16 protein-coding genes and 2 riboswitches are annotated in these 22590 nt (G+C 64.0%); of the genes, 7 read left to right on the top strand and 9 right to left on the bottom strand.

Annotation, left to right across the window (positions count from 1 at the left end; translation table 11 throughout):
- Window positions 1-89: 89 nt before the first annotated feature.
- Window positions 90-1226 (top strand): M20/M25/M40 family metallo-hydrolase, encoded by a 1137-nt coding sequence (locus BQ4888_RS14100; RefSeq protein ID WP_092057912.1) that lies wholly within the window; start codon window positions 90-92, stop codon window positions 1224-1226.
- A 193-nt stretch (window positions 1227-1419) separates the two neighbouring features.
- On the opposite strand, the gene BQ4888_RS14095 is transcribed toward BQ4888_RS14100, so the two are convergent.
- A complete protein-coding gene (locus BQ4888_RS14095; RefSeq protein WP_092057911.1) occupies window positions 1420-3579 on the bottom strand; it encodes a methyl-accepting chemotaxis protein in 2160 nt (719 codons plus the stop codon).
- A 393-nt stretch (window positions 3580-3972) separates the two neighbouring features.
- Between BQ4888_RS14095 and BQ4888_RS14090 the strand changes: the two genes are divergently transcribed.
- From BQ4888_RS14090 to BQ4888_RS14070, 5 genes are all read left to right on the top strand, one after another.
- Window positions 3973-5142 (top strand): aminotransferase, encoded by a 1170-nt coding sequence (locus tag BQ4888_RS14090; protein WP_092057910.1) that lies wholly within the window; start codon window positions 3973-3975, stop codon window positions 5140-5142.
- Window positions 5142-7631, top strand: a complete 2490-nt coding sequence (hrpB, locus tag BQ4888_RS14085) for an ATP-dependent helicase HrpB (protein WP_092057909.1) — start codon at window positions 5142-5144, stop codon at window positions 7629-7631. Before BQ4888_RS14090 ends, hrpB begins: the two co-directional genes overlap by 1 nt.
- Window positions 7632-7658: 27 nt before the next feature.
- Window positions 7659-8222, top strand: coding sequence for an acyloxyacyl hydrolase (locus BQ4888_RS14080; protein ID WP_092057908.1), 564 nt, complete (start codon window positions 7659-7661; stop codon window positions 8220-8222).
- Window positions 8223-8310: 88 nt separating this feature from the next.
- Window positions 8311-8610, top strand: a complete 300-nt coding sequence (bamE, locus tag BQ4888_RS14075) for an outer membrane protein assembly factor BamE domain-containing protein (RefSeq protein WP_205748018.1) — start codon at window positions 8311-8313, stop codon at window positions 8608-8610.
- Window positions 8611-8749: 139 nt separating this feature from the next.
- The gene (locus BQ4888_RS14070) at window positions 8750-9616 is read left to right on the top strand and encodes a toll/interleukin-1 receptor domain-containing protein (RefSeq protein ID WP_092057906.1); all 867 of its coding nucleotides are present in this window, start codon (window positions 8750-8752) and stop codon (window positions 9614-9616) included.
- 6 nt (window positions 9617-9622) lie between these two features.
- On the opposite strand, the gene BQ4888_RS14065 is transcribed toward BQ4888_RS14070, so the two are convergent.
- From BQ4888_RS14065 to pgaA, 8 genes are all read right to left on the bottom strand, one after another.
- A complete protein-coding gene (locus BQ4888_RS14065) occupies window positions 9623-10378 on the bottom strand; it encodes an ABC transporter ATP-binding protein (protein WP_092057905.1) in 756 nt (251 codons plus the stop codon).
- A 1-nt stretch (window position 10379) separates the two neighbouring features.
- On the bottom strand, window positions 10380-11336 hold the full coding sequence (locus BQ4888_RS14060) for a FecCD family ABC transporter permease (protein ID WP_092057904.1): 957 nt from the start codon (window positions 11334-11336) through the stop codon (window positions 10380-10382).
- On the bottom strand, window positions 11333-12181 hold the full coding sequence (locus tag BQ4888_RS14055) for a helical backbone metal receptor (protein ID WP_092057903.1): 849 nt from the start codon (window positions 12179-12181) through the stop codon (window positions 11333-11335). Before BQ4888_RS14055 ends, BQ4888_RS14060 begins: the two co-directional genes overlap by 4 nt.
- Before the next feature lie 2 nt (window positions 12182-12183).
- On the bottom strand, window positions 12184-14010 hold the full coding sequence (locus tag BQ4888_RS14050; RefSeq protein WP_092057902.1) for a TonB-dependent receptor plug domain-containing protein: 1827 nt from the start codon (window positions 14008-14010) through the stop codon (window positions 12184-12186).
- A 14-nt stretch (window positions 14011-14024) separates the two neighbouring features.
- Window positions 14025-14201: riboswitch (cobalamin riboswitch) on the bottom strand.
- A 252-nt stretch (window positions 14202-14453) separates the two neighbouring features.
- A riboswitch (cobalamin riboswitch) is annotated at window positions 14454-14588 on the bottom strand.
- 160 nt (window positions 14589-14748) lie between these two features.
- Window positions 14749-15192 carry a poly-beta-1,6-N-acetyl-D-glucosamine biosynthesis protein PgaD gene (pgaD, locus tag BQ4888_RS14045; RefSeq protein WP_092057901.1) on the bottom strand — a complete coding sequence of 148 codons (444 nt, stop codon included), beginning with the start codon at window positions 15190-15192 and terminating at the stop codon, window positions 14749-14751.
- The gene (gene pgaC, locus BQ4888_RS14040) at window positions 15189-16481 is read right to left on the bottom strand and encodes a poly-beta-1,6-N-acetyl-D-glucosamine synthase (protein ID WP_092057900.1); all 1293 of its coding nucleotides are present in this window, start codon (window positions 16479-16481) and stop codon (window positions 15189-15191) included. The genes pgaD and pgaC overlap by 4 nt, the downstream gene beginning before the upstream one ends.
- On the bottom strand, window positions 16478-18406 hold the full coding sequence (gene pgaB, locus BQ4888_RS14035; protein ID WP_170232886.1) for a poly-beta-1,6-N-acetyl-D-glucosamine N-deacetylase PgaB: 1929 nt from the start codon (window positions 18404-18406) through the stop codon (window positions 16478-16480). The genes pgaC and pgaB overlap by 4 nt, the downstream gene beginning before the upstream one ends.
- A 2-nt stretch (window positions 18407-18408) precedes the next feature.
- Entirely contained in the window at window positions 18409-21135 is a 2727-nt protein-coding gene (gene pgaA / locus BQ4888_RS14030; RefSeq protein WP_170232885.1) for a poly-beta-1,6 N-acetyl-D-glucosamine export porin PgaA, read from the bottom strand.
- Window positions 21136-21422: 287 nt separating this feature from the next.
- Between pgaA and BQ4888_RS14025 the strand changes: the two genes are divergently transcribed.
- The gene (locus tag BQ4888_RS14025; protein ID WP_092057897.1) at window positions 21423-22586 is read left to right on the top strand and encodes a response regulator; all 1164 of its coding nucleotides are present in this window, start codon (window positions 21423-21425) and stop codon (window positions 22584-22586) included.
- Window positions 22587-22590: the final 4 nt, after the last annotated feature.

Raw genomic sequence — 22590 nt, 5'->3', positions numbered from 1 at the left:
CTTTCCCTCGGTGGCGTAAAGCTTGGCTTGCCCAAAGCGCCGTGCTATTCTTAACCCCTTGATTTTCATTCCCGAAGGAAGGTCCCCCCATGATCAATCGAGAACGACTTTGTGCAGAATTTGCCCGTCAGGCGGCCATCGCCAGCCCTTCCCGTCGGGAAGGGGAAATCTCCCGCTATCTGACCCGGCGCTTTCAGGACCTGGGCGGCACGGTGACGATGGATGGCGCCGGCGCGAGTGCCGGCAGCGAAAGCGGCAACCTGATCGTTGAGATCCCGGCGCGGGGCAAGGAGTCCGAGCCGCTCATGCTCTCGGTCCATATGGATACCGTTGAGCCCGTCGATGGCGTCGTGCCGGTCCTTGCCGACGGTGTTTTCACCAGCGCCGGCGAGACGATCCTCGGCGCCGACGATAAGGCGGGGATCGCCGAGATCATCGAAGCCCTCGAAGTCATCCGCGAGCAAAACATTCCCCACGGTCCCCTCGAAGTGGTGGTGACCATCTGCGAGGAGATCGGCCTGGTTGGCGCCAAGCTGCTCGACTATTCGCTGGTTCGCTCCCGCCGCGCCCTCGCCCTCGACACCAGCGGCGTCGATCGCATCATCCGCAAGGCCCCCTGCGCCAACAAGCTGCGCTTCGAGATTCTCGGCCGCGAGGCCCACGCCGGCATCGCCCCCGAGCAGGGGCTGTCGGCCATCGCCATCGCCGGAAAAGCCGTCGCCGAGATGAAGCTGGGGCGCATCGACGATGAAACCACCGCCAATCTCGGCACCATCGAAGGGGGACAGGCGACCAACATCGTTCCCAACCGGGTGGTGATCGAAGGGGAGGTGCGCAGTCACGACGTCGACAAGCTCACCCGCCAGACCGAGCATATGGTCGGCTGCTTCCAGCGCGCCGCCCTGAACGCCTCCGTCGCCATCGACGGCAAGGTTGTCCACGGCGCGGTCAAGGTCGAGGTGATCGGCGATTACCCGCTGATGCAGGTGGCCGAGGACGCCGACATCGTCCAACTGGTGCGCGAGGCCGGCGCCGCCCTGGGGCGAAGTATCGCCGTCGAGGCCGCCGGCGGCGGCTCCGATGCCAACATCTTCAACGGCCACGGCATTGAAACGGTCATTCTCGGCACCGGCATGGACCGCGTCCACACCGTCGACGAACAGGTCAAGGTCGAGGATATGGAACGGGTCGCCGAACTGCTGGTGGAGATCATCCGGCGAGCGTGAGGGGGCCAGATGGAAGGAGTTTTTTCGGGTATGGATTGAGCCTGCGTTCCACCGGTCCTGTCCGGGACACGCCGGGTTGTAATTTTCGAAGAATCGGGAGCCGCTTTTCCCCCGCGAAGGAAATGCGCCGGACGTTCCTTTGTAGAGCGTCCGGCGCATGTAGGTATTTGACGTTGCGAGGTCGATCTCCCGTTCAGTATCGGGCGAATTCCGCATCATCCAGGGAAATCATCGGTGTAGTCGGTGTTTCACCCCAGGGGGCCTTGACCCTCTGTTGTTTCTCCAAAGCAGACTTCGCCGGGCGCAGTGGCTGATCTATCCCTTGACCCTGCAAATGGAAGCGGCCGAGCATTTCCCTTAACTGCTGGGCCTGGGCCGAGAGTTCCTCGGCGGCCGCCGCGCTCTCTTCGGCGTTGGCGGTGTTCTGCTGGGTGACCTGGTCGATTTGGGACAGGGCGATGTTGACCTGGCCGATGCCTTCGGCCTGTTCGTTAACTGCGGCGGCGATTTCTCCGACCAGATCCGAAACCTTTCTCACCCCCCCGACAATGTTATCCAGCGCCTCGGCGGTTTCCTGGGCGATCTGGGTTCCGCGCGTGGTCTTATTCACGGCCCCCTCAATGAGTTCCGCCGTCTCTTGAGCGGCTTTGGCGCTGCGGGCGGCGAGGTTGCGCACCTCCTCGGCGACCACCGCGAAGCCTTTGCCGTGCTGTCCGGCACGGGCCGCCTCGACCGCCGCGTTGAGGGCGAGCAGGTTGGTTTGGAAGGCGATTTCCTCGATTGTCTTGATGATCTTGGAGATATTCTGCCCGGCACTGGCGATTTCCGCCATGGCTTGGGTCATGGCTTGCATCTTGGTGTTGCCCGCCTCGGCATCCCCTTGCGCGCTGTTCGCCAATTGGTCGGCCTGGCGGGCGTTTTCCGCGCTCTGCCGGGTCTGTTCCACCATCTCCGTCATGGAGGCGGAAATTTCCTCCAGGGAACTGGCCTGTTCCGTCGCCCCCTGGGAGAGGGACTGGCTGGCGTCCGCCACTTCCCCTCCGGCGCCGGCGATCTGACCGGCGACCTGCTGCAGATCGGTCACCAGGGCATTGAGGCTCTGGTTGGCGCGGGCCAGCGGCTCGCGGATCAGTCCCTGGGCTTGGAAGGTGAAGTCTCCGTCGGCCAGACGCTGAAAGGACTCAAGCACTTCCTTTTCGAGATTGTCGGCGAAATCATCCATGGCCCGGGCCATCTGCCCGATTTCGTCCTGGCGGTTCATGCCTAGGCGCCGTCCCAGGCGCCCCGCCGCAAGATCCTCGATCATTTCCAGGGTCCGACCCAAGGGGCGGGTGATGCTGCGGGAGAGCAGCAGACCGAGGCCGACGGCCAGAACCGCGCCGGTAATCATGCCCAGGGTGCTCAGGTCGGTGGCCTGGCGGTTTGCGCTCACGGCAGTGATTGTGGCTTTATCGGCATGTCCCTTGGTCAAGGCGATCAGATTGTCAAGCATTTCGTAGGTCTTTTCGCTGCGTTCCCGCACCGGCCCCATGAGCTGCGCGTTCATTTCCTGGTAGAGGGCGCTGGCCTCGTTGGCGATTTGCAGCATGGCGTCGAAGCTGGCCAGGGTCTTGTCCACCGCCGGCATCATGCTTTCGCGATAAATGGTTTGGGCCTGCTCACTGTCGCCCTGCGCCACAGCCTCCTTGACGCGAGCGATGGCACCGTGGAAACCCTGATGAGTTCCGCGAATTTCCGTTAGAAGTTGGTTCAGTTGGGGGTTGGGGATGTGGATGGTGGCGAGCCAGCGGCCAAAGGCGCAAAGGGTAGCATCATCCCCCCCTTCGAAAGAGGTGCCGCCGTGGATCAGATTTTGAGTCAGGAGCGCAGCGCGGTAGTGATCGCCGCGAAACTTCTCCAGACCGGCGCGCAGACCCACGGGGTCGATAATGCCGGTGGCGTCGAGTTTGTGGGACAATTCGGTGAAATGGTCCACCGCTTCGCCTCGGCTGCGCCACGCGGAAGATAGATTGTCATATAGAACCTGCTCCTCCGGGGATTTCGGCAACGTTTCGTAGGCTTCGCGGGCGGCGCGGATCGCACCTCGGGTGCGCACGTTCTCGGCGTAGAGTGCCTCGCGCTCCTTCGGGGTGAAGGCGGGATTGAGCAGGGAGCGATGGACGATGGTCGAACCCTGACCGGACTCTTTGATGATGTAGAGATATTGCACGGCGTTGAGCTCTTCGGAAACATCCTGAATATTGTTCGTCAATCCGGTTAGCCCTTTGACGCCGATCAGCCCTACCGCCAGGGTGATCAGACCGACCAAGAGGAAGCCGCCCACCAGTTTTACGCCGATCCGTACATTTTTCATGAGACCTCCACAGTGAATATCGTTTCAAGGTTTTCCAACAAAAAGCAATTTTTGCACCAATTGTCGAAGAATTAAATTCGCGCTTTCCGAAAGCGGATGGGTGAAGTCATGATTCGTCTACCAACTCAACGAATTTGTTGAATAATTCAGAAGTGTTAATTTTTGATTAGGCTAAAAGACATGCGATTTTTAGACTGGCATGAAGGGATGGTGTACCCCAGTTTTTGTGGAATGGCGTTGTCCCTTAGGCGTTTTGACTATGGGACGCGGTTTTTGACGCTTGCTGCCAGGTGGGGGTTGCTGCTAGTTTGGCGGGCGAAAAGAAATAGCGTTCGTTACGTACTTATCAGGACGGGCAGTTTTAGGGTCGTTAAAAGGGAGGTTCCTCTTTTTATGCGTTTCGCCATCTCTCCCCATATCGAAAAGGTGCATTTCCCGCCGATTTCCGAGGTCAAGGGCTGGATCGCCGGGCGCGAGTTTCCGGCGGAGAAGCCGCTGGTCGATCTCTGTCAGGCGGTGCCCGATTATGCTCCGGCGCCGGAGTTGACCGCTCACCTGCAAGGACTGCTTGCCGATCCGCTGACTTCCAAGTATTCCCCCGACGAGGGGCTGCTTGAAGCGCGCGCGGCGGTCTGCGACTGGTACGGGCGGATCTACGGGGCGGCGCTGAAGCCGGAAGAGCTGTGCCTGACCATCGGCGCCAGTCAGGCCTTCTGGCTGGCGATGATGGTGCTGTGTCAAGCCGGGGATGAAGTGGTGGTGCAGACGCCCTACTATTTCGATCACGCCATGGGCCTCGACATGCTCGGGATCCGCTCGGTCTACGCCCCCTTCGACGCCGCCTCCGGCGGACAGCCGGATGTGGACGTCATCGCGCGCCTGATTACGGCGAAAACCCGCGCCATTTTGCTGGTGACGCCGAGCAACCCGACCGGGGCGGTGACGCCCCCCGCGACCCTGCGCCGCCTTTTCGAACTGGCCCGCGCCCAGGGCATCGCCCTGGTGCTGGACGAAACCTACAACGCCTTTATCGACGCGCCGCCGCATGACCTCTTCTGCGACCCGGCCTGGGGCGATCATCTGGTGCAGATCGCCTCCTTCGGCAAGACCTTCGCCCTCACCGGCTATCGGGCCGGGGCGCTGGTGGCGTCGGAGCGCTTCATTCATCATGCCCTCAAGGCTCAGGACACCATGGTGGTCTGCGCGCCGCGCGTCACCCAGCAGGCGATCCGTTACGGCGTCGAGCATCTGGATGACTGGATCGTCGCCAACCGCCGGATGATGCAGCGGCGTCACGACGCCTTCCGCGCCGCTTTCGTCCGCCCCGACAATCCCTTTAAACTGGCGGCCAGCGGCGGCTTCTTCGCCTGGGTCAGGCATCCGTCGGCCAGAGCCACCGGGCGGCAGGTGGCGCGGCGACTGGCCGACGAGGCCAACCTCATCTGCCTGCCCGGCGAAGTCTTCGGTCCGGATATGGAAGGCTATCTGCGCCTGGCCTTCGGTAATATCCGCGAGGCCGAGATCCCCGAGGCGGTAAGTCGCTTCCTCGAATTTCGCCCCTGATGTCTTTTCCCGAGCTGCCGATCGCCGAGGCGCTTCCGGCCTTGCGGGCGGCGCTTTCCGCCCATGATTGCGCCGTGTTGCAGGCTCCGCCCGGCGCGGGCAAGACCACCCGCGTGCCGTTGGCCCTGCTCGACGCCCCCTGGCTGGATGGGCGGTCGATCCTGATGCTGGAACCGCGCCGTTTGGCGGCGACCAACGCCGCCCGCTACATGGCCCGGCAGCTGGGCGAGGCGGTCGGCGCCACCGTCGGCTACGTCATTCGCTATGAACGTAAGATTTCTCGCGCCACCCGCGTCGAGGTGGTCACCGAGGGGATTCTCACCCGCCGCCTGCAAAGCGATCCGGAACTGGCCGGGGTCGGGTTGGTGATCTTCGACGAATTCCACGAGCGTAACCTCAACTCCGATCTGGCTCTGGCTCTCTGCCGCGATGCCCAGCAGGGCTTGCGCGAGGATTTGAAAATCCTGGTCATGTCGGCGACCCTCGACGCCGAACCGGTCGCCCGCCTGCTCGGCGACGCGCCTCTGGTCAGCAGCGCCGGCCGCGCCCATCCAGTGGAGATCCGCTATCTCGACCGGGAACCCGTGGGCCGGCTGGACGAGATTGTCGCCGCCGCCGTGCGCCGGGCGCTTAAGGAAACGAGCGGCGATCTGCTCGTTTTTCTCCCCGGCGCCGGGGAGATTCGCCGTTGCGCCGCCCGCTTGGTCGATCTGACTGGAGCGGTCGACATCCGCCCTCTCTACGGCGATCTCCATTTCGCCGAGCAGGAGCGGGCCATTCTCCCTGGCCCCCGGCGGCGGGTGGTGCTGGCCACCAACATCGCCGAAACCAGCCTGACCATCGACGGGGTGGCGGTGGTGGTCGACGCCGGCTGGGAGCGTCGCCCCCGCTTCGATACCGCCCGGGGGATGACGACTCTGGTGCTGACCCGCATCTCCCGCGCCAGCGCCGAACAGCGGGCCGGACGGGCCGGGCGTCTGGGGCCGGGCATCTGCTATCGGCTCTGGCCGGAAGGGCTGCACGGGGCGCTGCTTCCCTTCACTCCGCCGGAAATCCGCGGCGCCGACCTCGCTTCCCTGGCCCTCGATCTGGCCCGTTGGGGGGTGGACGACGCCAACAAGCTCGCCTGGCTCGATCCGCCCCCGGCCGGACATCTGGCCGGAGCGCGGGCGCTTTTGCGCCTGCTCGGCGCCCTCGATGCAGGCGACCGCATTACCCCCTTGGGCGAAGCCATGGCGGCGCTCCCGCTTCATCCCCGGCTGGCCCGGTTGCTGCTGGCGGCGCGGGACTCCGGTTGTCCGGCGCTCGGGGCCGATCTGGCGGCGCTCCTTTCCGAACGCGATCTCTTATCCGGAGGGGAACCCCCCCGTCACGCCGGGGAAAGCGACCTGCTCGACCGCCTGGAATTGCTCCGTCGTTCGGGAGCCGAGGGGGTGACGCGGGCGGCCCGCCAGTTCCGCCGCCTGCTGGGCACGGAGGATTCCCAATCCGCACCGGCGGACGGCGAAAGCGTTGGTCGCCTGCTGGCCGTCGCTTTTCCCGACCGTATTGGCCGGGAGCGGGAAGCCGGCAGCGGTCGTTATCGGCTCAGTGGCGGCCAGGGGGCGCGCCTTTCCCCCCGTTCGTCGGTCAAGGGCGGTGAGTGGCTGGTGGCGGTGGAGTTGGAAGGAAAACCGGGCGCCGAGGGGGAAATTCGCCTTGCCAGCCGTCTGTCGCGGGAATGGATCGAAGAGCTCTTCGGCAAGGCGCTCGACTGGCGGCGCGAAGTGGAGTGGGAGGAAAGCGCGGGACGGGTCATCGCCCGCGAGGCGCGACGGCTTGGCGCGGTGATCGTACAGGAACGGCCGGTCAAGGCGCTCCCCGAGGATGTGACTCCGGCGCTCTTGGCGCTGCTGCGGCGGCAGGGTTTGGGCTTGCTCGACTGGAGTTCGCCGGAGCTTGGCCAATGGCGGGCGCGGGTCATGCTACTGGCGCGCCTGCGGCCGCAAGGGGGGTGGCCCGAGCTGGCCGACGCCGCGCTGTTGGCGACCCTGGAGGATTGGCTCGCGCCCCATCTCTCCGGCGTGACCACTCTGGCGGGGTTGCGCCGGGTGGCGCTCCTCCCTGCCCTGCACGGGTTGCTCAGTTGGGAGCGGGCGCGGACGCTGGACCGCCTCGCCCCCGAACGGCTGGAAGTGCCGAGCGGCTCGCGCATCCGGGTCGATTACCAGGGCAGCGAGCGGCCGGTGCTGGCCTGCAAGCTCCAGGAACTCTTCGGCCTGGCCGAAACCCCGCGCCTGGTCGAGGGGGAGTTGCCGGTGCTGATCCATCTCCTTTCCCCGGCCGGGCGGCCGTTGGCCGTCACCGACGACCTGCGCAGCTTCTGGGACCGGGTCTATCCCGAAGTGAAGAAAGAAATGAAGGGGCGCTACCCCAAGCACCCCTGGCCCGACGACCCCTGGAACGCCGTCGCCACCCGACTGGTCAAACGGCGGCTGCCGGGGGGCTGAGGGGGATTTTTTCGCAAGCGAGGTGTTATGAAACAGTTTCTCTTGATGCCGGCCGTGTTGATCCTGACTCTGTTCATCGCGGGGCGCGCCCCGGCGGCGGAGGCTCCGGTTCCCACCCGCTACGGTCTGGCGGCGGTGGCCGGACAGTCCTACTCGCCGACCAACGACCGCGAGTTTCTGCTCCTCTCGGCGGCGGCGCTCTTCGATTACGAGCGGGTCTGGCCGCACCGCGCCCCCGAGGCGCTGCGCTTCAAGGTCGAAGGCGCCGCCGGTCTGAGCACCGCCCCCCGCAGCCGGGGCGTGGTGTCGGGCAACATCTTTGCCTTCTATTATCTCGATGGCCTGCGCACGGCGACGCTGCGGCCCTACGCCGAGGCCGGCATCGGGCTGATCTACACCGATTTCCAGGAGAAGGATCAGGGCCTGCGCCTCAACTTCAATCCCCAGGCGGGGTTCGGGGTGGAGATCGGCGCCGACGGCGCATCCCCCTGGCTCGTCGCCCTCCGCCTGCATCATCTTTCCAACGGCGAACTGCATCGGGACAACCGGGGGATGAATTCTCTCATGGTGCAAATCGGAAAATTTTTCTAGAATCGCGCAGCGGCCCCGGTGGTCGGGGCGAAAGTCTCGGATTTTTTTCTTTGGGAGGTCAATGGTGAAGAGATTGTCAAGAAGGTTGATGGTGGTGATTCTGCTGCTGGCCCTGGCCGGATGCGCCAGTGCCGGGCGGAACTTCAATGTGCCGGCGGTGCAGGAGATCACGATGGGGGAGACGAGCAAGGCGGATATCACCCGTTTGTTCGGGGCGCCCTGGCGCACCGGCATCGAGGACGGCCGGGAAACCTGGACCTACGGCCATTACAAGTATTCCCTCTTCGGCGAAACCAAGACCCGCGATCTGGTCTTGCGCTACGACGGCCAGGGCAAGGTCGCTTCCTACACCTTCAATTCCACCTACCCGGAGGATAGGCAGCCCTGAGACTGGGCCGATTGCCGACATCTTCGCCATGAAAAACCGGTCCTTCGGGGTCGGTTTTTTCTTTGGAGAAAATTTGCGGAGAAGGTGATTCGCCACCGGTTCCGCTATAATCTCCGTAAAGACCACCGGGGGTGCGGGTATGGGAAAAGCCGGAAACGCCATCTTCATCAGTTATCGCCGCGAGGACGGCGCGGCTTTCGCCGGTCGGCTCCTTGATCGCCTGAGCGATCGGTTCGGCGCCGAGCGGGTCTTCATGGATGTGGACGACATCGAGCCGGGGCGGGATTTTGTCGAGGCCATCGAGCAAGCGGTGGCGGAGTCCAGTGTTCTGCTGGTGGTCATCGGCAGGTTGTGGCTCAGACGCGAGGTAGGTGAAGAGGATTTCGTTCAGCGGGAAATCCTCGCTGCCCTGCAGCATGGGATCAAGGTGATTCCGATTCTGATCGCGGGGGCGAGCATGCCGGAGGCGGCGGATTTGCCGAAGGAGCTGGCTCCTTTCACGCGGAAGAACGCCATCGTCATGCGCGACAGCCATTTCCACGACGATGTCGCCGCCTTGCTGGGAATTCTCGAGCGGGAGCTGCCGCGCCGGCGGGGCGGCGCGAGGGGCTGGGCCTGGGCCGCTTCGCTTGTGGCGGCGTTATTGATTGTGCTGGGGGGAATTTACTGGTATCGCACGGCGGGTTTCGATGCCGCTTCCCTGGCCGGGGACTGGCGGGCTGAGGTCGTCACCAGTCAGGGCTATTGCTATAGCATCGACTTTCATTTCGTCGTCTTCGACGGGGAACTGACCGGGACGGTGCGCTACCCCACCGGCCTCGCCGTGATCGGCGCGGCGGAGGTCGACGGCTCGCGCATCGCCTTCCAAAGCGAGCATGTGCCCCAGTTCGAGACGGAAAAAGCCATCATCCGTTTTCATGGCCGGAGGTCGAAGGACGGCCTCCGTCTCCTCATGCAGACCGACCAGGGGCAGGAAGAGTTCGTCGCTCGCCGCCGTTCCCCCTGACCGGCTTCAGAAAGTCGCGGCTTTCGTTTCGGGCAGGCCCGCGCCGGGGCGGAAAATCCAGGCCGCTTCCTCGTCGAGATCAAAGAGTTTCCGGATCAATCCTTCAGTGAGCAGCTCCCGCGGCTTCCCCGCGCCGATCAACTCCCCCTCCTTCAAGGCCAGCAGCCGGTCGAGCCAGAGCGCCGCACCCATGTCGTGCAGCGACATGACGACGGTCGTTCCGGTTCGCGCGGCGATTCCCCGCAACAGTTGCAGCAGTTCCGCCTGATATTTCAGATCGAGACCGGCCAGCGGTTCATCGAGAAGGAGACAGTCCGCCCCCTGGCGCAGGGTCATGGCCAGATAGGCCCGGCGCAGTTCGCCGCCGCTCAGCTGGCCGAGGGGCGCGTCGGCCTTGGTTTCGAGACCGGCCAGGCGCAAAGCTTCAAAGGTCTCGCGCGGGGCTTTGCCAAGGTGTGGATAGCCGCCCATTTCGACCAATTCGGCGACGCGGAAGGGGAGGCGGGCGTCGAGCTGTTGGGGCAGATAGGCGACCCGGCGTGCCCGTTGCCGGCCGCTGTAGGAAGAGATAGGTCGGCCGGCGAGGCGAATGCTCCCGGCGCGGGGTTTGAGCAGGCCGGCGGCGAGTTTCAGGATGGTCGATTTCCCGGCGCCGTTCGGGCCGATGAGGCCGAGCATTTCTCCTTGGGCGACGGTGAAGGAGAGTCCGGCGATGAAAGGCGTGTCGCTGAAGTCGAAGGCGATGTCGGCAAAATCGAGCATTTTACAATCCGTACCCTTTCTTGCGCAGCACCAGGATGAACCAGGGCGCGCCGATCAGGGCGACGATGACCCCGGCCGGGATCTCCAGGGGGGCGGCCAGGCTACGGCCGAGACTGTCGGCGAGACAGAGAAGGGCGCCGCCGCCGAAAAAGGAGACGGGCAGGGCGCGCCGGGCATCGGCGCCGACCAGATGGCGGACGGCGTGGGGGACGAGCAGGCCGACGAAGCCGACGGTGCCGCCGAGGGAGACGGCGGCGGCGGTCATGAGGGAAGCGGCGACGAAGAGGAAGAAGCGTTCCCGCCCCGGGTTGAAGCCGAGGCCGTGGGCGATTTCGTCGCCGAGGCCGAGGACGTTGAGCCCTTTGCTCCGGAACAGCGCCAGCGCGAGCCCGCCAAGGATCAAGGCCAGGCCGCCGGGGATCAGTTCCCAGTTCGCCGAGGAGAGGTCGCCGGACATCCAGAGAATGGTGCGCTTGAGGCCGCCGTCGCTGGAGAGGGTCATGAGCAGCAGGAGGACGGCGGAGAAGAAGAAGCCGAGACCGATGCCGCCCAGTAGCAGACGATCCGGACGCAATCCTTCCGGTCCCCGGCCGAGGGCGGCGACCAGGGCGCAGGCGCCGAGAGCGCCGGCGAAGGCCAGTACCGGCAAGGGCAGGGGAAGACTGCCGGCCAGCAGGATGCCGAGGGCCGCCGCCAGGGAGGCGCCGCCGGAGAGGCCGAGAATGTAGGGGTCGGCCAGGGGGTTGCGAAAGACGCCCTGGAGAATGAGGCCGGAAGCGCCGAGCCCGCCCCCCATGAGAAAGGCGACGGCCGAGCGAGGCAGGCGCAGCAACAGCAGGATCTGCCGGGACTCAGCATCGAGGGACAGGGGGTTGATCAGGCGCGGCCCGAAAAAGACCGAAGCCAGGGCCAAAAGCAGTGCCGCCGCGCAGGCGAGAAGCATCCTGGTGCGCTTCATCGGTCGGCTCTTTCCGGCTCGAAGCCTTGGCCGGGGGAAATTTCGACGATGCCGGCGGGCAGGCGCGGCCCGGCGCGATAGAGGGCATCGCCGACGGAGACGATCCGCCCGGGATGATCGAGCCCGGCAGGGGCGAGGCGTTGCAGCAGGCGTTGAGTCCGGGGATTGTCCCGGTCGTGGCCGAGGCCGAGGAAGATGATTTCGGGTTTCCGGCGCAGGGCTTCTTCCACGGAAAAGCGCGGGTAGGCGGTACCGGCGTCGGCGGCGATGTTGACGTAGCCGATCAGGGTCAGGGCGTCGTCGATGAGGGTGCCGGGACCGGCGACGATGAGCGGTTCGGGCCAGATGACGAAGAGCGCCTTCGGCCCCTCCCCGGCGGCGAACCGGGGAGGGGTTTTCAGCAAGGTTTCAAGTTCCACCGCCAGGGTGTCGGCGGCTTTTTCGGCGCCGACGCGCGCGCCGAGTTCGCGGATGCCCCCGGGGATTTCCGAAAGACGGCGGGGGGTGAAGACGTGAATCGGTATCCCGAAGCGTTGCAGCTGATCGGCGATATGTTTCGGGTTGCCGTCGGTGGTCATCACCACCAGTTCCGGTTTCAGGGCGAGAATCGCTTCCAGCGAAGGATTCGACATCCCTCCCACCCGGGTTTTGTCCCGCGCCGCCTCGGGCCGGTCGCAGACCGAGGTGATCCCCACCACCTGCTCGTCGAGACCGAGAGCGAAGAGGATCTCGGTCATGGCCGGGGCCAGGGAGACGATCCGCTCCGGCGCCTCGGCCCAGGTCGGATGGCTGGCCCCCAGAAGGAGCAGGGCGAGGCCGAGAAGGCGGAGAAGGGGGCGCGGCATCACTAAAAGGTCGCGCGGAGGCCCGCGTAGACGGCGGCGTCGGGGGTTTCGTAACCGGCGACTTCCTGATGATCCTTGTCCAGCACGTTTTCTCCGCGGGCAAAGACGGTGACCGTCGGGCTCAGATCATAGGAGAGGCGCAGATCGACCAGGGAATAGGACGGCAGTCGCCGGTCGGCCGAGATGTCGAAGCGGTCCCCGACGTAGCGGTAGTCGGCGCTGATCAGAAAGGCGGCGATGCGATACTCGGCCGAAGCGTTCGCGGTCTTCTCCGGGCGCAGGGACAGACGCCGGTCCGTTTCCAGATCGACCGAATCCATGGTGGTGAAGGCGGCGTTCAGGGTCAGATTGTCCGTGGGAGTGAGGGTCGCTTCCAATTCCCAGCCTTCGCTGCGGGCGCGGCCGATATTGTCGGCGGTGAAGGTAAGCGCGTTACCCTGAATGAGGTTGTGATAGCGCTGCCGGAACCATCCGGCGCCCAGGATCAGGCGGCCGTCGAAAAAATCCTGCTCGATCCCGGCGTCGAAGGAGCGGCTCTTTTCCGGTTCGAGGTTCTCGTTCCCCCAGAAGGGGAAGTAGAGGTCGTTGAGGCTGGGGGCGCGGAAGCCGGTGCCGTAGTTCCCCTTGAAACGGGTGCCCCAGGAGGTCAATCGGTAGAGTGCTCCGGCCCGATAGGTGGTGTGATCGCCGAAGGTTTCGTGGTTGTCGTGGCGGATGCCGCCGTCGAGGATCAGGCTGTCGTCGAAAAAGCGCAGCTTGCCGTTCAGGTAGGCGGCGCGATTGTCCGTCGACTCGTCGAAACTCTCTTCAATATCGGCGGCTTCCCGGCGAAAGTTGAAGCCGGCGGTCACCGTGGCGGGAGCAAAGTCGAAGGTGTGCCGCCAGTCGGCGATGCGGGTGTCGGTGTCGATCTCGGAATTGTTCCAGAGGGTGTCGGCATCCTTGGAGCGGTAGCGTTCCCCGGCCAAGGAGAGAGTCAGACTCTGCTCGTAATGCTCCGTCGGGTTGATTTTACCGTCGACGGAGATCAGGTAATTGTCCCGCTTCTGCAGGAAGTGGCGATCGTCCACCGGCCCGACCCCGTAGAGGAAGTCGTCGAGTTCCGAGCGATCGCGGCTGTAGCGCAGGTTGAGCCCCAGTTCGGCTTGCTCCGTCGGGGTGAGACGGATGCGGGAAGAGACCGCGCTCTTCTGGTAGCCATCCCGTTCCGAGCCGCTCTTGGCCACGGAAATGCCGTCGCTGTCGAAACGGTCAGCGGTGAGACGATAGTTCCAGAGGTCGGTGGCGCCGGCGAAGGTCGCGGTGTTTTTCACCGTGCGGTAAGAGCCGGCCTCCGTCGTCAGGCTCACTTTGGGCTGATCCGCCCCTTGGCGGGTGATGATGTTGATCACCCCGGCCATGGCTTCCGAGCCGTACAGGGTGCTCTGCGGGCCTTTAATGATTTCGATGCGTTCGATGTCGCTTGCGGCGATGCCGGAGATATCGACCGAGCCGGTGCTCGGGCTGTTGATCTTGACCCCGTCGATGAGGACCAGCACCTGCGCGCTGGAACCGCCGCGGAGGAAGATCGAGGTGTTCTTGCCGCTACCGCCGCTTTGCGCCAGATGCAGACCGGGTTGACCCCGGAGCAGATCGGTGACGAAGGCCGCGCCCTTGGCCTCGATCTCTTCCCGGGTGATGACCCGCAGATCCTGGGTGACGGTTTCTTCCGGTTCCGCCCAGGGGGAGGCGGTGACGACGACCCCCGGCAGAGTGGCGACCTCGGCCCGGACCGGGAACGTCGGCAAGAAGAGTAGGGACAGGGACAGACAGACGATGCGTTTGAACATGAGGGAACCTCCCGCGAAGTTATCGGACGCAAACGGTATTCCGGCTCAGGGCGACCTACTGACCCGCCTTCCCGGGAGATTCCCAGTGGCTTTTCCCATGCTAAAGCATGAGTGGGCGTTCGTTCCCATCACGGCTGCGGGGCAGCGGGGGTATCGCACCCCTCTTCCTCGCTTGCGTCCGTGGTTAGATTAGGTTGTGAAGAAACATAAAAAAGGCTGTTGTCGACCACAGACACCGAGAACACAGAGTAAAGAGAGAATTTCTCTGTGTTCTCCGAGCCTCTGTGGTGAAGCCGTTTTGTCTTGGATAAATCAACGGGGAAGGAGTCCCGCGCCGGCAAACCGGGCGTGGGACGGGTGAAGAGCGGATTGTGCTGGGATGGTTGCCGCGAGTATGCGGAAATCGAACACCTGTGCCTCCCCCGAGGCCTGCGAACGAAGCGGTATTCCGGCTTGGGGCGACCTACTGACCCGCCTTCCCGGGAGTTCTCCCAGTGGCTCTTCCCATGACAAAATCATGGGCGGGTGTTCGTTCCCCTCACGGCTGCGGGGCAGCGGGGGCTTTACACCCCTCTTCCGCGCTTCGTTCGTGGTTTTCAAATGGACCGGGAGCCGTCGCGCTCCGGCGTCCCCCTTTTTCGGACGGCGAAGATTAACACGATTCATTCGCGACGGGAAGCTCAAATTGGCTCTATGGGGAGTGGGGTTGGTCGCCTATCTCCCTACCTCCCTATCTCCTCACTCACTTTCGACTTCCCGGGGATTACCCCGGTCGTCGTGGATCATGACGATACGGCGCCGGTTCTGCCAATGGCGCACCTGTTCTTCATCCACCTGGAAAAAGTGCGCAAGCTGCACGGAGGTCAGGGGCTCGGGGTGGCGGGTGCGGCGTTCGTTGTTCTGAAAGCGCAGCTGGTTGTAGATCGCCCAACCGATGAGCACGCCGCCGATGGCGACAACCACCAGGGGATAAATGAAGGGAACCTTCAGGATGCTGAGCCAGCCGTCCCGTTCGAACATCGCCCGGTTGAAGAGATGGGCGCCGGTGTACCAGGCGAAAAGGGTCAGCAGGGGGCGCAAGAGCATGGCGAAGCCGACCCAGAAGGCGCCGGTCAGCAGGCGCTGGCTGTAGCGCTGAAAGCGGCTGGCGCCCTTGGGATTTTTGATGATCGGCGGCTTCATCGGGAACCTCCCGCGCCGCCTTGAGTCACGCCTCGGTCGGGGCTGACCCAGGTGGCCCGCCGCCCGCGTTTTTTGAAGAGCGCCTTGGGCAGGCCGACGATGGAGGTGAGCAGGCTGATCAGCCAGAAGGCCAGGGGATACCAGATCATCCAGTAGTAATAACGGCTCAGCCCCTTTTCATAGCGCGAGTCGATGCGCAGGCTGACGGCGAACTGCAAGAGACAGGTCAGGCCGAGGATGACCCCGGGCCATTCGGGGATCATGGAGGGGATTTCCAGATAGTCGGGGAGCGGAAAAAAGAAGCCGAGGCTCCAGAGAACCGCCACTCCGAGCATGCTGTAGCTCCAGACGACACTGGTGGTGAATTCAAGATAGACCGGCCACATGCGCCGGCGTTTCCAGCTGAAGAGCCCGAGGGTATTGCGCAGCAGCACCTCGTAGCCCCCTTGCGCCCAGCGCAGGCGCTGTTTCCATAGGCCGCGCAGGGTCTCGGGCATGAGAATCCAGCAGAGGGCATTGGGCTCGTAGCGGATGTCCCAATGGTTGAGCTGCATCTTCCAGCTGATGTCGATATCCTCCGTGACCATGTCCAGGCTCCAGTAGCCGACCTGGTGCAGGGCGGTCTTGCGGAAACCGGAAACCACGCCGGAGACGGTGAAGATGCGCCCGTAGATGCGCTGCGCCCGTTTGATCATGCCGATGATCGCGGAAAACTCCCCGACCTGCAATTTGCCGAGCAGGGTCGAGCGGGTGCGGATGCGGGGATTGCCGGTGACCGCTCCGACCCGGGCGCCGCTGACGAAATGGCTCATGATCCAGCTGGTGGCGTGGGGATCGAGCAGGGCGTCGCCGTCGATGCAGACGAGAAATTCGTGGGGGGAAACCAGGGCCGCCATGCGCAGCCCCATGGCCTTGCCCTGATTGCGGGCGAAGTGCAGCACCCGCAGCTGGGGATGCTTTTCGGCCAGCTCGTCGAGGAGGGCGCCGGTATTGTCGCGGCTGCCGTCGTTGACGGCGATGATCTCGAAATGGGGATAGGTCTGGGCCAGCAGCGCGGCGATGGTTTCGTGGACGTTATCCCCTTCGTTGTGGCAGGGGACGACGAGGGATACCCCGGGATAGCGGGGGAGGGGCGGTTCCTGGGTGTGGTCGGGGCGTCCCCGCTCCCGGCGCCAGTAGTAGTAGATGGCGCCGATCATCCACAGATAGGCCATGAAGAGCGGGTAGAAGAGCAGAAAGGCGAAAAGAAACCCGCGAATATGTTCGAGATAATCGAGAATAAATATCATGGCAGGTAGGGAAAGGTGCGCAGGGACATGACCGGCATCAGCGTCTTGATTTCCGGGCGCTCGCCGGGAAAGTCGTCGGGATAGTAGCCGTAATGGCGCGCGCCCCAGCGCTCCAGCAGGCGCATCCAGCGGGCCAGGGTTTCGGCGGGAATCGGCGCGTTGTCGTGGCGCCAGTCGACGCTTTGCAGTTCGAAGACGACCTTTTCCAGGGCGCCGGGGTGTTCTTCGATCTTCGCTGCCAGGGTGGCGAGCCAGGCCTCGGGGTCCTTGGCTTCCTCCATGTAGGGCATGGCCATGACCGCCGTAAAATCATAGTGTTCGAGAAAACGCGGCAGACTCTGGGCGAACCAGTTGACGCTGGCCGGTTCCAGTACCGTTCGGGCGTAGAGGTTGCGGGCGGTCTTCAGCCCCGGGCGCCAGTAGCGGAGTTTGCCGGCGAGGTTACCGGTCAGCTGATGGAGCGCCTCGGCCTTGAATCCGGTCCAGCGGCCGCGCAGTTCGGCATCGTCGCGCAACCGGCCGATATCCCCCGGCAGGCCGGCTTTTTCGTAGGCGCTAAGGGCCTCGGGGTGGGCATCCTCGAAATCGGAGAGGAAGGCGTCGTCGTGAAAGAGCACGCCGGCAAAGGGGGCATGCTTGGCCAGATCCTCATAGATTTCCCCGATCAGCTGCCGCGCGTGCGCGGAAAAAGGGGAAAGACGGCGATAGTGGCCGGGATCGGGCGCGGCTTCCCCCTCCGCGCGCCAGGCGAGGATTAGATCTTTTTCCTCGCCGATGGCAAAGGCCAAAAGGGGCATCCAGGCGTAGACCCGAACCCCGGCGCGGGTACGCAACTGCCAGGCGGCGCGATTGAAGAGATCGGCGCGTACCGGCAGGTGACGGTTGGGAAAATAGAGGGCCTCGGCCACCCCATCCCCATCGGGATCGGAGAAGGATTGCAGATAGACGGTGCTCACCCCCAAGGTCTTGACCCGCTCGAGCAGGCGGCCGAGATTTTTTTCCTGCTGGGCGGGATCGGGATCGTAGACGTAATCAAGATCGGCATGGACCACCCGCTGCGGCGGGTTGGTATCGGTCGGGTGACGCAGATTCCAAACGAAATCGGCCAGACCGGGATCGTAAAGGATCAGATCGCGGCGCACGTTGGCGAGATTGTCCGGCTGGTTGACGCCGCTCTCTAGGGTCAGGGTGGTTTCCATCCCCTGTTTTGCGGCCAGTTCCCGGGCGAGGCCGTTGTATTCGCCGTAGGGCCAGACCATGACCCGGGGGCGGCGGCCGAGACGTTCCTGGAGAAGATCAGTGTTGCGGGCGAAGTCCTCCGCCAGTCGGTGCCGGTAGGCCTCGTCCGTTTCGTAACGGCCGCTCGTCGGGTCGTAGCGGCGGCTGGTCATGGCCGGCTGGGTGTTTCCTTGGGGATTGGCCGGTTCGCCGTGATGCAGATCGTAGCTGTGGGAGGCGATCTCCACCAACTTCGAATCGGCGACCTCGCGAATCTGATCCCAACTCATGAAATGCTCACGCGGCACCTGTTGATCGCCGTAAGGCACCGTTTGCCCGGCCGGTGTTTCGATCCAGCGCCCGACCAGAGCGAGCACGGCCGGGTAGTCGAAGGCCTTGAGTAGGGGGAAGACGGTGCGGTAAAAGCTCGCGTAGCCGTCGTCGAAGCTGAGCAAGACCGCTTTTTTCGGCAACGGACGCTTGCCCTCCCGGGCCGCCAGCAGGTCGTCGATGCCGACGACTTTGTAACCGTTTTCCCGCAGCCAGGCGAACTGGGCGGTCAGGTTGGCGGTGGAAACGGTCATGCCGTCGGGGTCGTTGGCAACCTCTTGCACGTCGTGATAACAGAGCACGGTATAGGCCTCGGCCCCGACCGGGGCGGCGAAGAAAAAGATCGCCAGCCGGAAGATCATCCAGATTCGAGCCATGGCTAGAACCTCCATCCCAGGCGCAGGAAATATTCCAGGCCGGTTTCTCCCACGCCGTCGTAGACCCGCCGCCGCCAGACGGCGCCGTAATCGAGGCCCAGACGGTCGTGGGCTTGCCAGTTGTGTTCGTAAAGGAGTGACGCGACGGGATGCCCGCCGAAATCCCGCTGCCAGTAGCCGCCACCGGAAAGGGCGAGGCGATGGCCGAAGGAAAAGTCGTAGCGGCGATAGAGCAGCCAGCGGTTGTCGAGGGTCATTTCGGCGGAAAAGTCCCGCTCGGGGCTGAAATAAGGGCCGTCGCTTTCGCTGTTGGAACCGAGCCCGAGGTCGAGGCGGGCATCGAGCTTGTAGTGGGGACGGCTGAGCAGGCGCTCGCGGCGATAGCCGCTGAACTGGAGGCGGCGGTTGCCGTCGCTGAAGTCCAGCCATTGCCCGGAGAACCCCCATTGCCCCGACTCGTCCCGCAGATAATCGACCCCCAGGCGCAATGCGTCGGCGTCGATGCCGTTGCGCAGGGCGCGCAGGGGCGTGTCGCGGCTGAAGAGCTCGGCGGCGAAGGGGATGGACCAGTGATCGCCCAGATGTCGGCGTCCGGCCAGGGCCAGCCCCAGGTCGTCGCCATCGGCCTGATTGGCGCTGATTTCGAGAATGCCTTCGAGATCGCGGTCGCGATATTCGAGACCGGCACCGTAACGGCGGTAGATACCCTCGCCTTCGGGAAAGTCGGCGCGGCTCCAGGACCAGCCGGCGAAAGCGCGGTAGTGGGTGAGAAAAGGGGCGGAGAAGAGGGTGGCGTCCAGCCGCAACTCCTTGCTCGCCGGTTCGGCGCCGCTGTTGTCGGCATAGGCGGCGCCGGCGCGCAGCTCGCGCATCTGGTGGATTTCCCAGCGGCGCATCAGGCGCTGGGCCTGGCGATTTTCCGGAAAGCGCCGATAGAGGTCGGCGATGATAGGCTCGGCCTGGTCGAATTCCCGCAGCGCCATATGGCTGTCGGCCAGGCTCATCCGGGTGCCGACATTTTCTTGTTCGATGCGCTCTGCCCGCAGGTACGATTCCCGCGCCCGGCGCGGCCAGCCCCGGGCCGATTCCACATCCCCGGCCTGACGGACCAGATCGGGATTGCGCGGCGCCATATCACGCAGTTCCTCGATGCGTTTTTGCGCCTCTTCGAGGTCGTCGCCGAAAAGGCGGGCCTGGGTCGCCGTGATCGCGGCATCGAGACCGCGCCGGTTGGGGCTGGGAGTGCGACTGCCGCCCGGGCGGATCCAGATCGGCTCCCGCTCCGCCAACCGGTCGACCAGAGTGAGGGCTTGCTCGAAATCTTCCAGTTCGATGTAGGCGTAGAAAAGGGCGTGTTGGGCGGTGAAGTTGCCGTGTTGCGCCTCGAGCACTTGCAGGTATAGATCCCGCGCCTGTTCCGGTTGCCGCAGATAGAGATAGGCGTCGGCGGCGGCTTGCCGGGCGAAGGGGGGGATTTCGATGCCGTCGGCGACCAGGCTTTCATATTCGCTCACGGCCTCCGCCATGCGCACCCGGTCGCGCAGGGCCACCAGCCGATCGAGGCGGCCCTGACGGATCAGCGCGGCGTCGGCCGGATTTCCCGGATTCAGCGCGGCCAGGTTCTCTTCGAGCAGGGCCAGCGCCCGGTCGGTGGCGGCGAAGCGTTCGGCTTCGCTGGGCGGTTCGACAATGCCCCAACGTACCTGCTGCGCGGCGCGGTTGGCGCGCAGGGTCGACGAGGTCGCGCGGTCCGCTTGGGGCGTGGCGGTTTCGGCCAGGTCCACGGCCAGGTGGCTGGCGCCGAGGCCGTCGAGGGCTTGCAGTCGGGCTTGCCGGGCCGCCTCGTGAGCCGGAACCGGGTCGAGCAGTCGTTGGCTCCAGTCAAGTTGCGCCGGAAGATCCCCTTGTCGGCGGGCGACATAGAGGCCCGCTTCCAGCACCTCTGGATTCGTTGGATGGGTGTCGCGCAAGTTGTTGACGAGGGTTGCGGCCTCGGACGCCCGTCCCCCGTCGGCGAGAGCGTATGCCTGCCCGACCGCGAGCGACGTGCGTTTCGGGAAGCGGACCAGGGCCTGAGCATAAAGCTCGCCGGCGTCGGCGTATCGGCGGAGGTTACGCAGGGATTTGCCGACCGACTCCAGGACATAGGCCGGCGCTTCGTCCAGGGAGATCCGCCCGGCAAGATCCGCCGCTTCGCCATCTTTTTCGGCCCATCCGAGCACCACCAGGGTGTCGTAGACCAGCCAGCGGTTTTCGGGACGGGCGGCACGCAACGCCGCCAGTCGGCGCAGGGCTTCATCCATTCGGCCCTGGCGAGCGAGTTCGACGGCATGATGGTGTTCCAGGTCGGGCAGGGCCGACCAGGCATGGTGGCGCAGACTCTCCTGGCGGGTGGCCGACAGATCCGGTCGCATGAGCAGCACCGCGTCGCTGCTTACGCCTCGGCTGATGGTGTAAAAACGCCCGTTTGGCTGCTCCTGGGCCGTCTGCGCCGAAGTCAGTCCCAGCTCCACGACGCGGTAGCGCTCCATCCATAGAAACAGGCTGTCGTCGTCGGGGAAGATCCTTAGAGAAACGGCTTCACCGAGGTTTTTTTCCAACTCTTGGACCCAGGTACGCGCCGCGTTTTCACCGCCTAGCGCCGCCATCTGCCCCCCCGTTATCCCCAGATTCAATTCGGCCCGGGTCTGGGGGGCGACGCCAAGACAGAAGCCAATCAGAAGGAACAAGGTAATTTTTTTCGAAAAATCGTAAAGCACTGTGAACCTGTCGACAAAGCAGGAGCCTAAAGCCCGAAATTTAAGCCGCGAATAGTTAGCATCTCCAGTGGCCATATGCAAGATCAAAGCCGTTTTCGGAGGGGCTTTTTTAACTGGTTACTGGAAGCATCCTCGGCCGTTATTCGGGGTATTCATCCTGGAGGGGATTTCTCCTTGTCAAAAAAAAGGCTGACGGCTATCCTGCCCTGTCAAGAAACGAGCCAGTCAGTCAATGGAGGGGCACGGAGGTGGAAAACATGGATCGACGAATCCTGGTGGTGGACGACGAAAAGATCATTCGGGAACTGACCTCCATGATTCTGCGCGCCCGGGGGTTCGAGGTCCTGACCGCCGAAAACGGTGAGGCGGGAATGGCGTTGATCGAAGAGCAGCGTCCGGCGGTGGTGCTGCTCGACTACATGATGCCCTACATGGACGGCCTGACTGCCCTGAAGAAGATTCGCGAAGGCTATCCTGAAACCTATGTCATCATGTTTACCGGCAAGGGGAGCGAGGAGATCGCCGTCGAGTTGATGAAGGCCGGCGCCTCCGACTATATCCTCAAACCCTTCAATAATCAGGATCTGATCGACCGGCTGGAAACCGTCCTGCGCATCCGTAAAATCGAGCTGAACAACAAGGAGTTACGCCAGGAGCGGGAACGACTGCTGCGGGAAATCGAGGAGTGGAACCGGGAGTTGGAGCGGCGGGTGGCGGAGAAGAGCCGGGAACTGGAGCAGGCCCACGCCGAGATTGTCCAGGGGGAGAAGCTCGTCGCCCTCGGCCATCTTTCCGCCGGCATGGCTCACGAAATCCGCAACCCCTTGAATACCATCAGCCTCTTTATGCAACTCCTGAAAAACGGCCTGGAACCCGGCAGCGAGCCGGTTTCCTATGTGGACAAGGCGCTCAAGGAGGTCGATCGCATCGACGACATCCTCATCAACCTGCTCGCTTCGAGCAAGCGCCCCCGCTTTGAACTGCACATGCAGTCCCTGCCGGAGATCATCGACCAGGTGCTGGAAGGGTTCGCCGAGCAGATCCGGGCCTATGGCGTCACCCTCAATAAAACCTTCGCGACGATGCCGCCGCCGATTCTGGCCGACGGCAAGGAGCTGGAACAGGTCTTCAACAACATTCTCGCCAACGCCCTCTACGAGATGCAACAGGGGGGCACCCTCGATTTCGAGCTGCGCCATGACAACCAGGCTATTTACGTGACCATCAGCGACACCGGCGCGGGGATCCCCGAGGAACACCTTCATCATATCTTCGACCCCTTCTACACTACCAAGTCCAAGGGGACCGGTTGCGGTCTCTCGGTCGTGTTGCGCATCGTCAAGACCTACGGCGGACGTATCTGGGTGGAGAGCGTGCCGGGGCAGGGGACGACCTTTCACGTGCAGCTGCCGCTGGAGTAACCAT

Source organism: Desulfuromonas acetexigens (assembly GCF_900111775.1).
Lineage (GTDB): Bacteria > Desulfobacterota > Desulfuromonadia > Desulfuromonadales > Trichloromonadaceae > Trichloromonas > Trichloromonas acetexigens.
The sequence above is the reverse complement of the archived record's forward strand: the minus strand, read 5'-3'. Positions and strand labels throughout refer to the sequence as shown.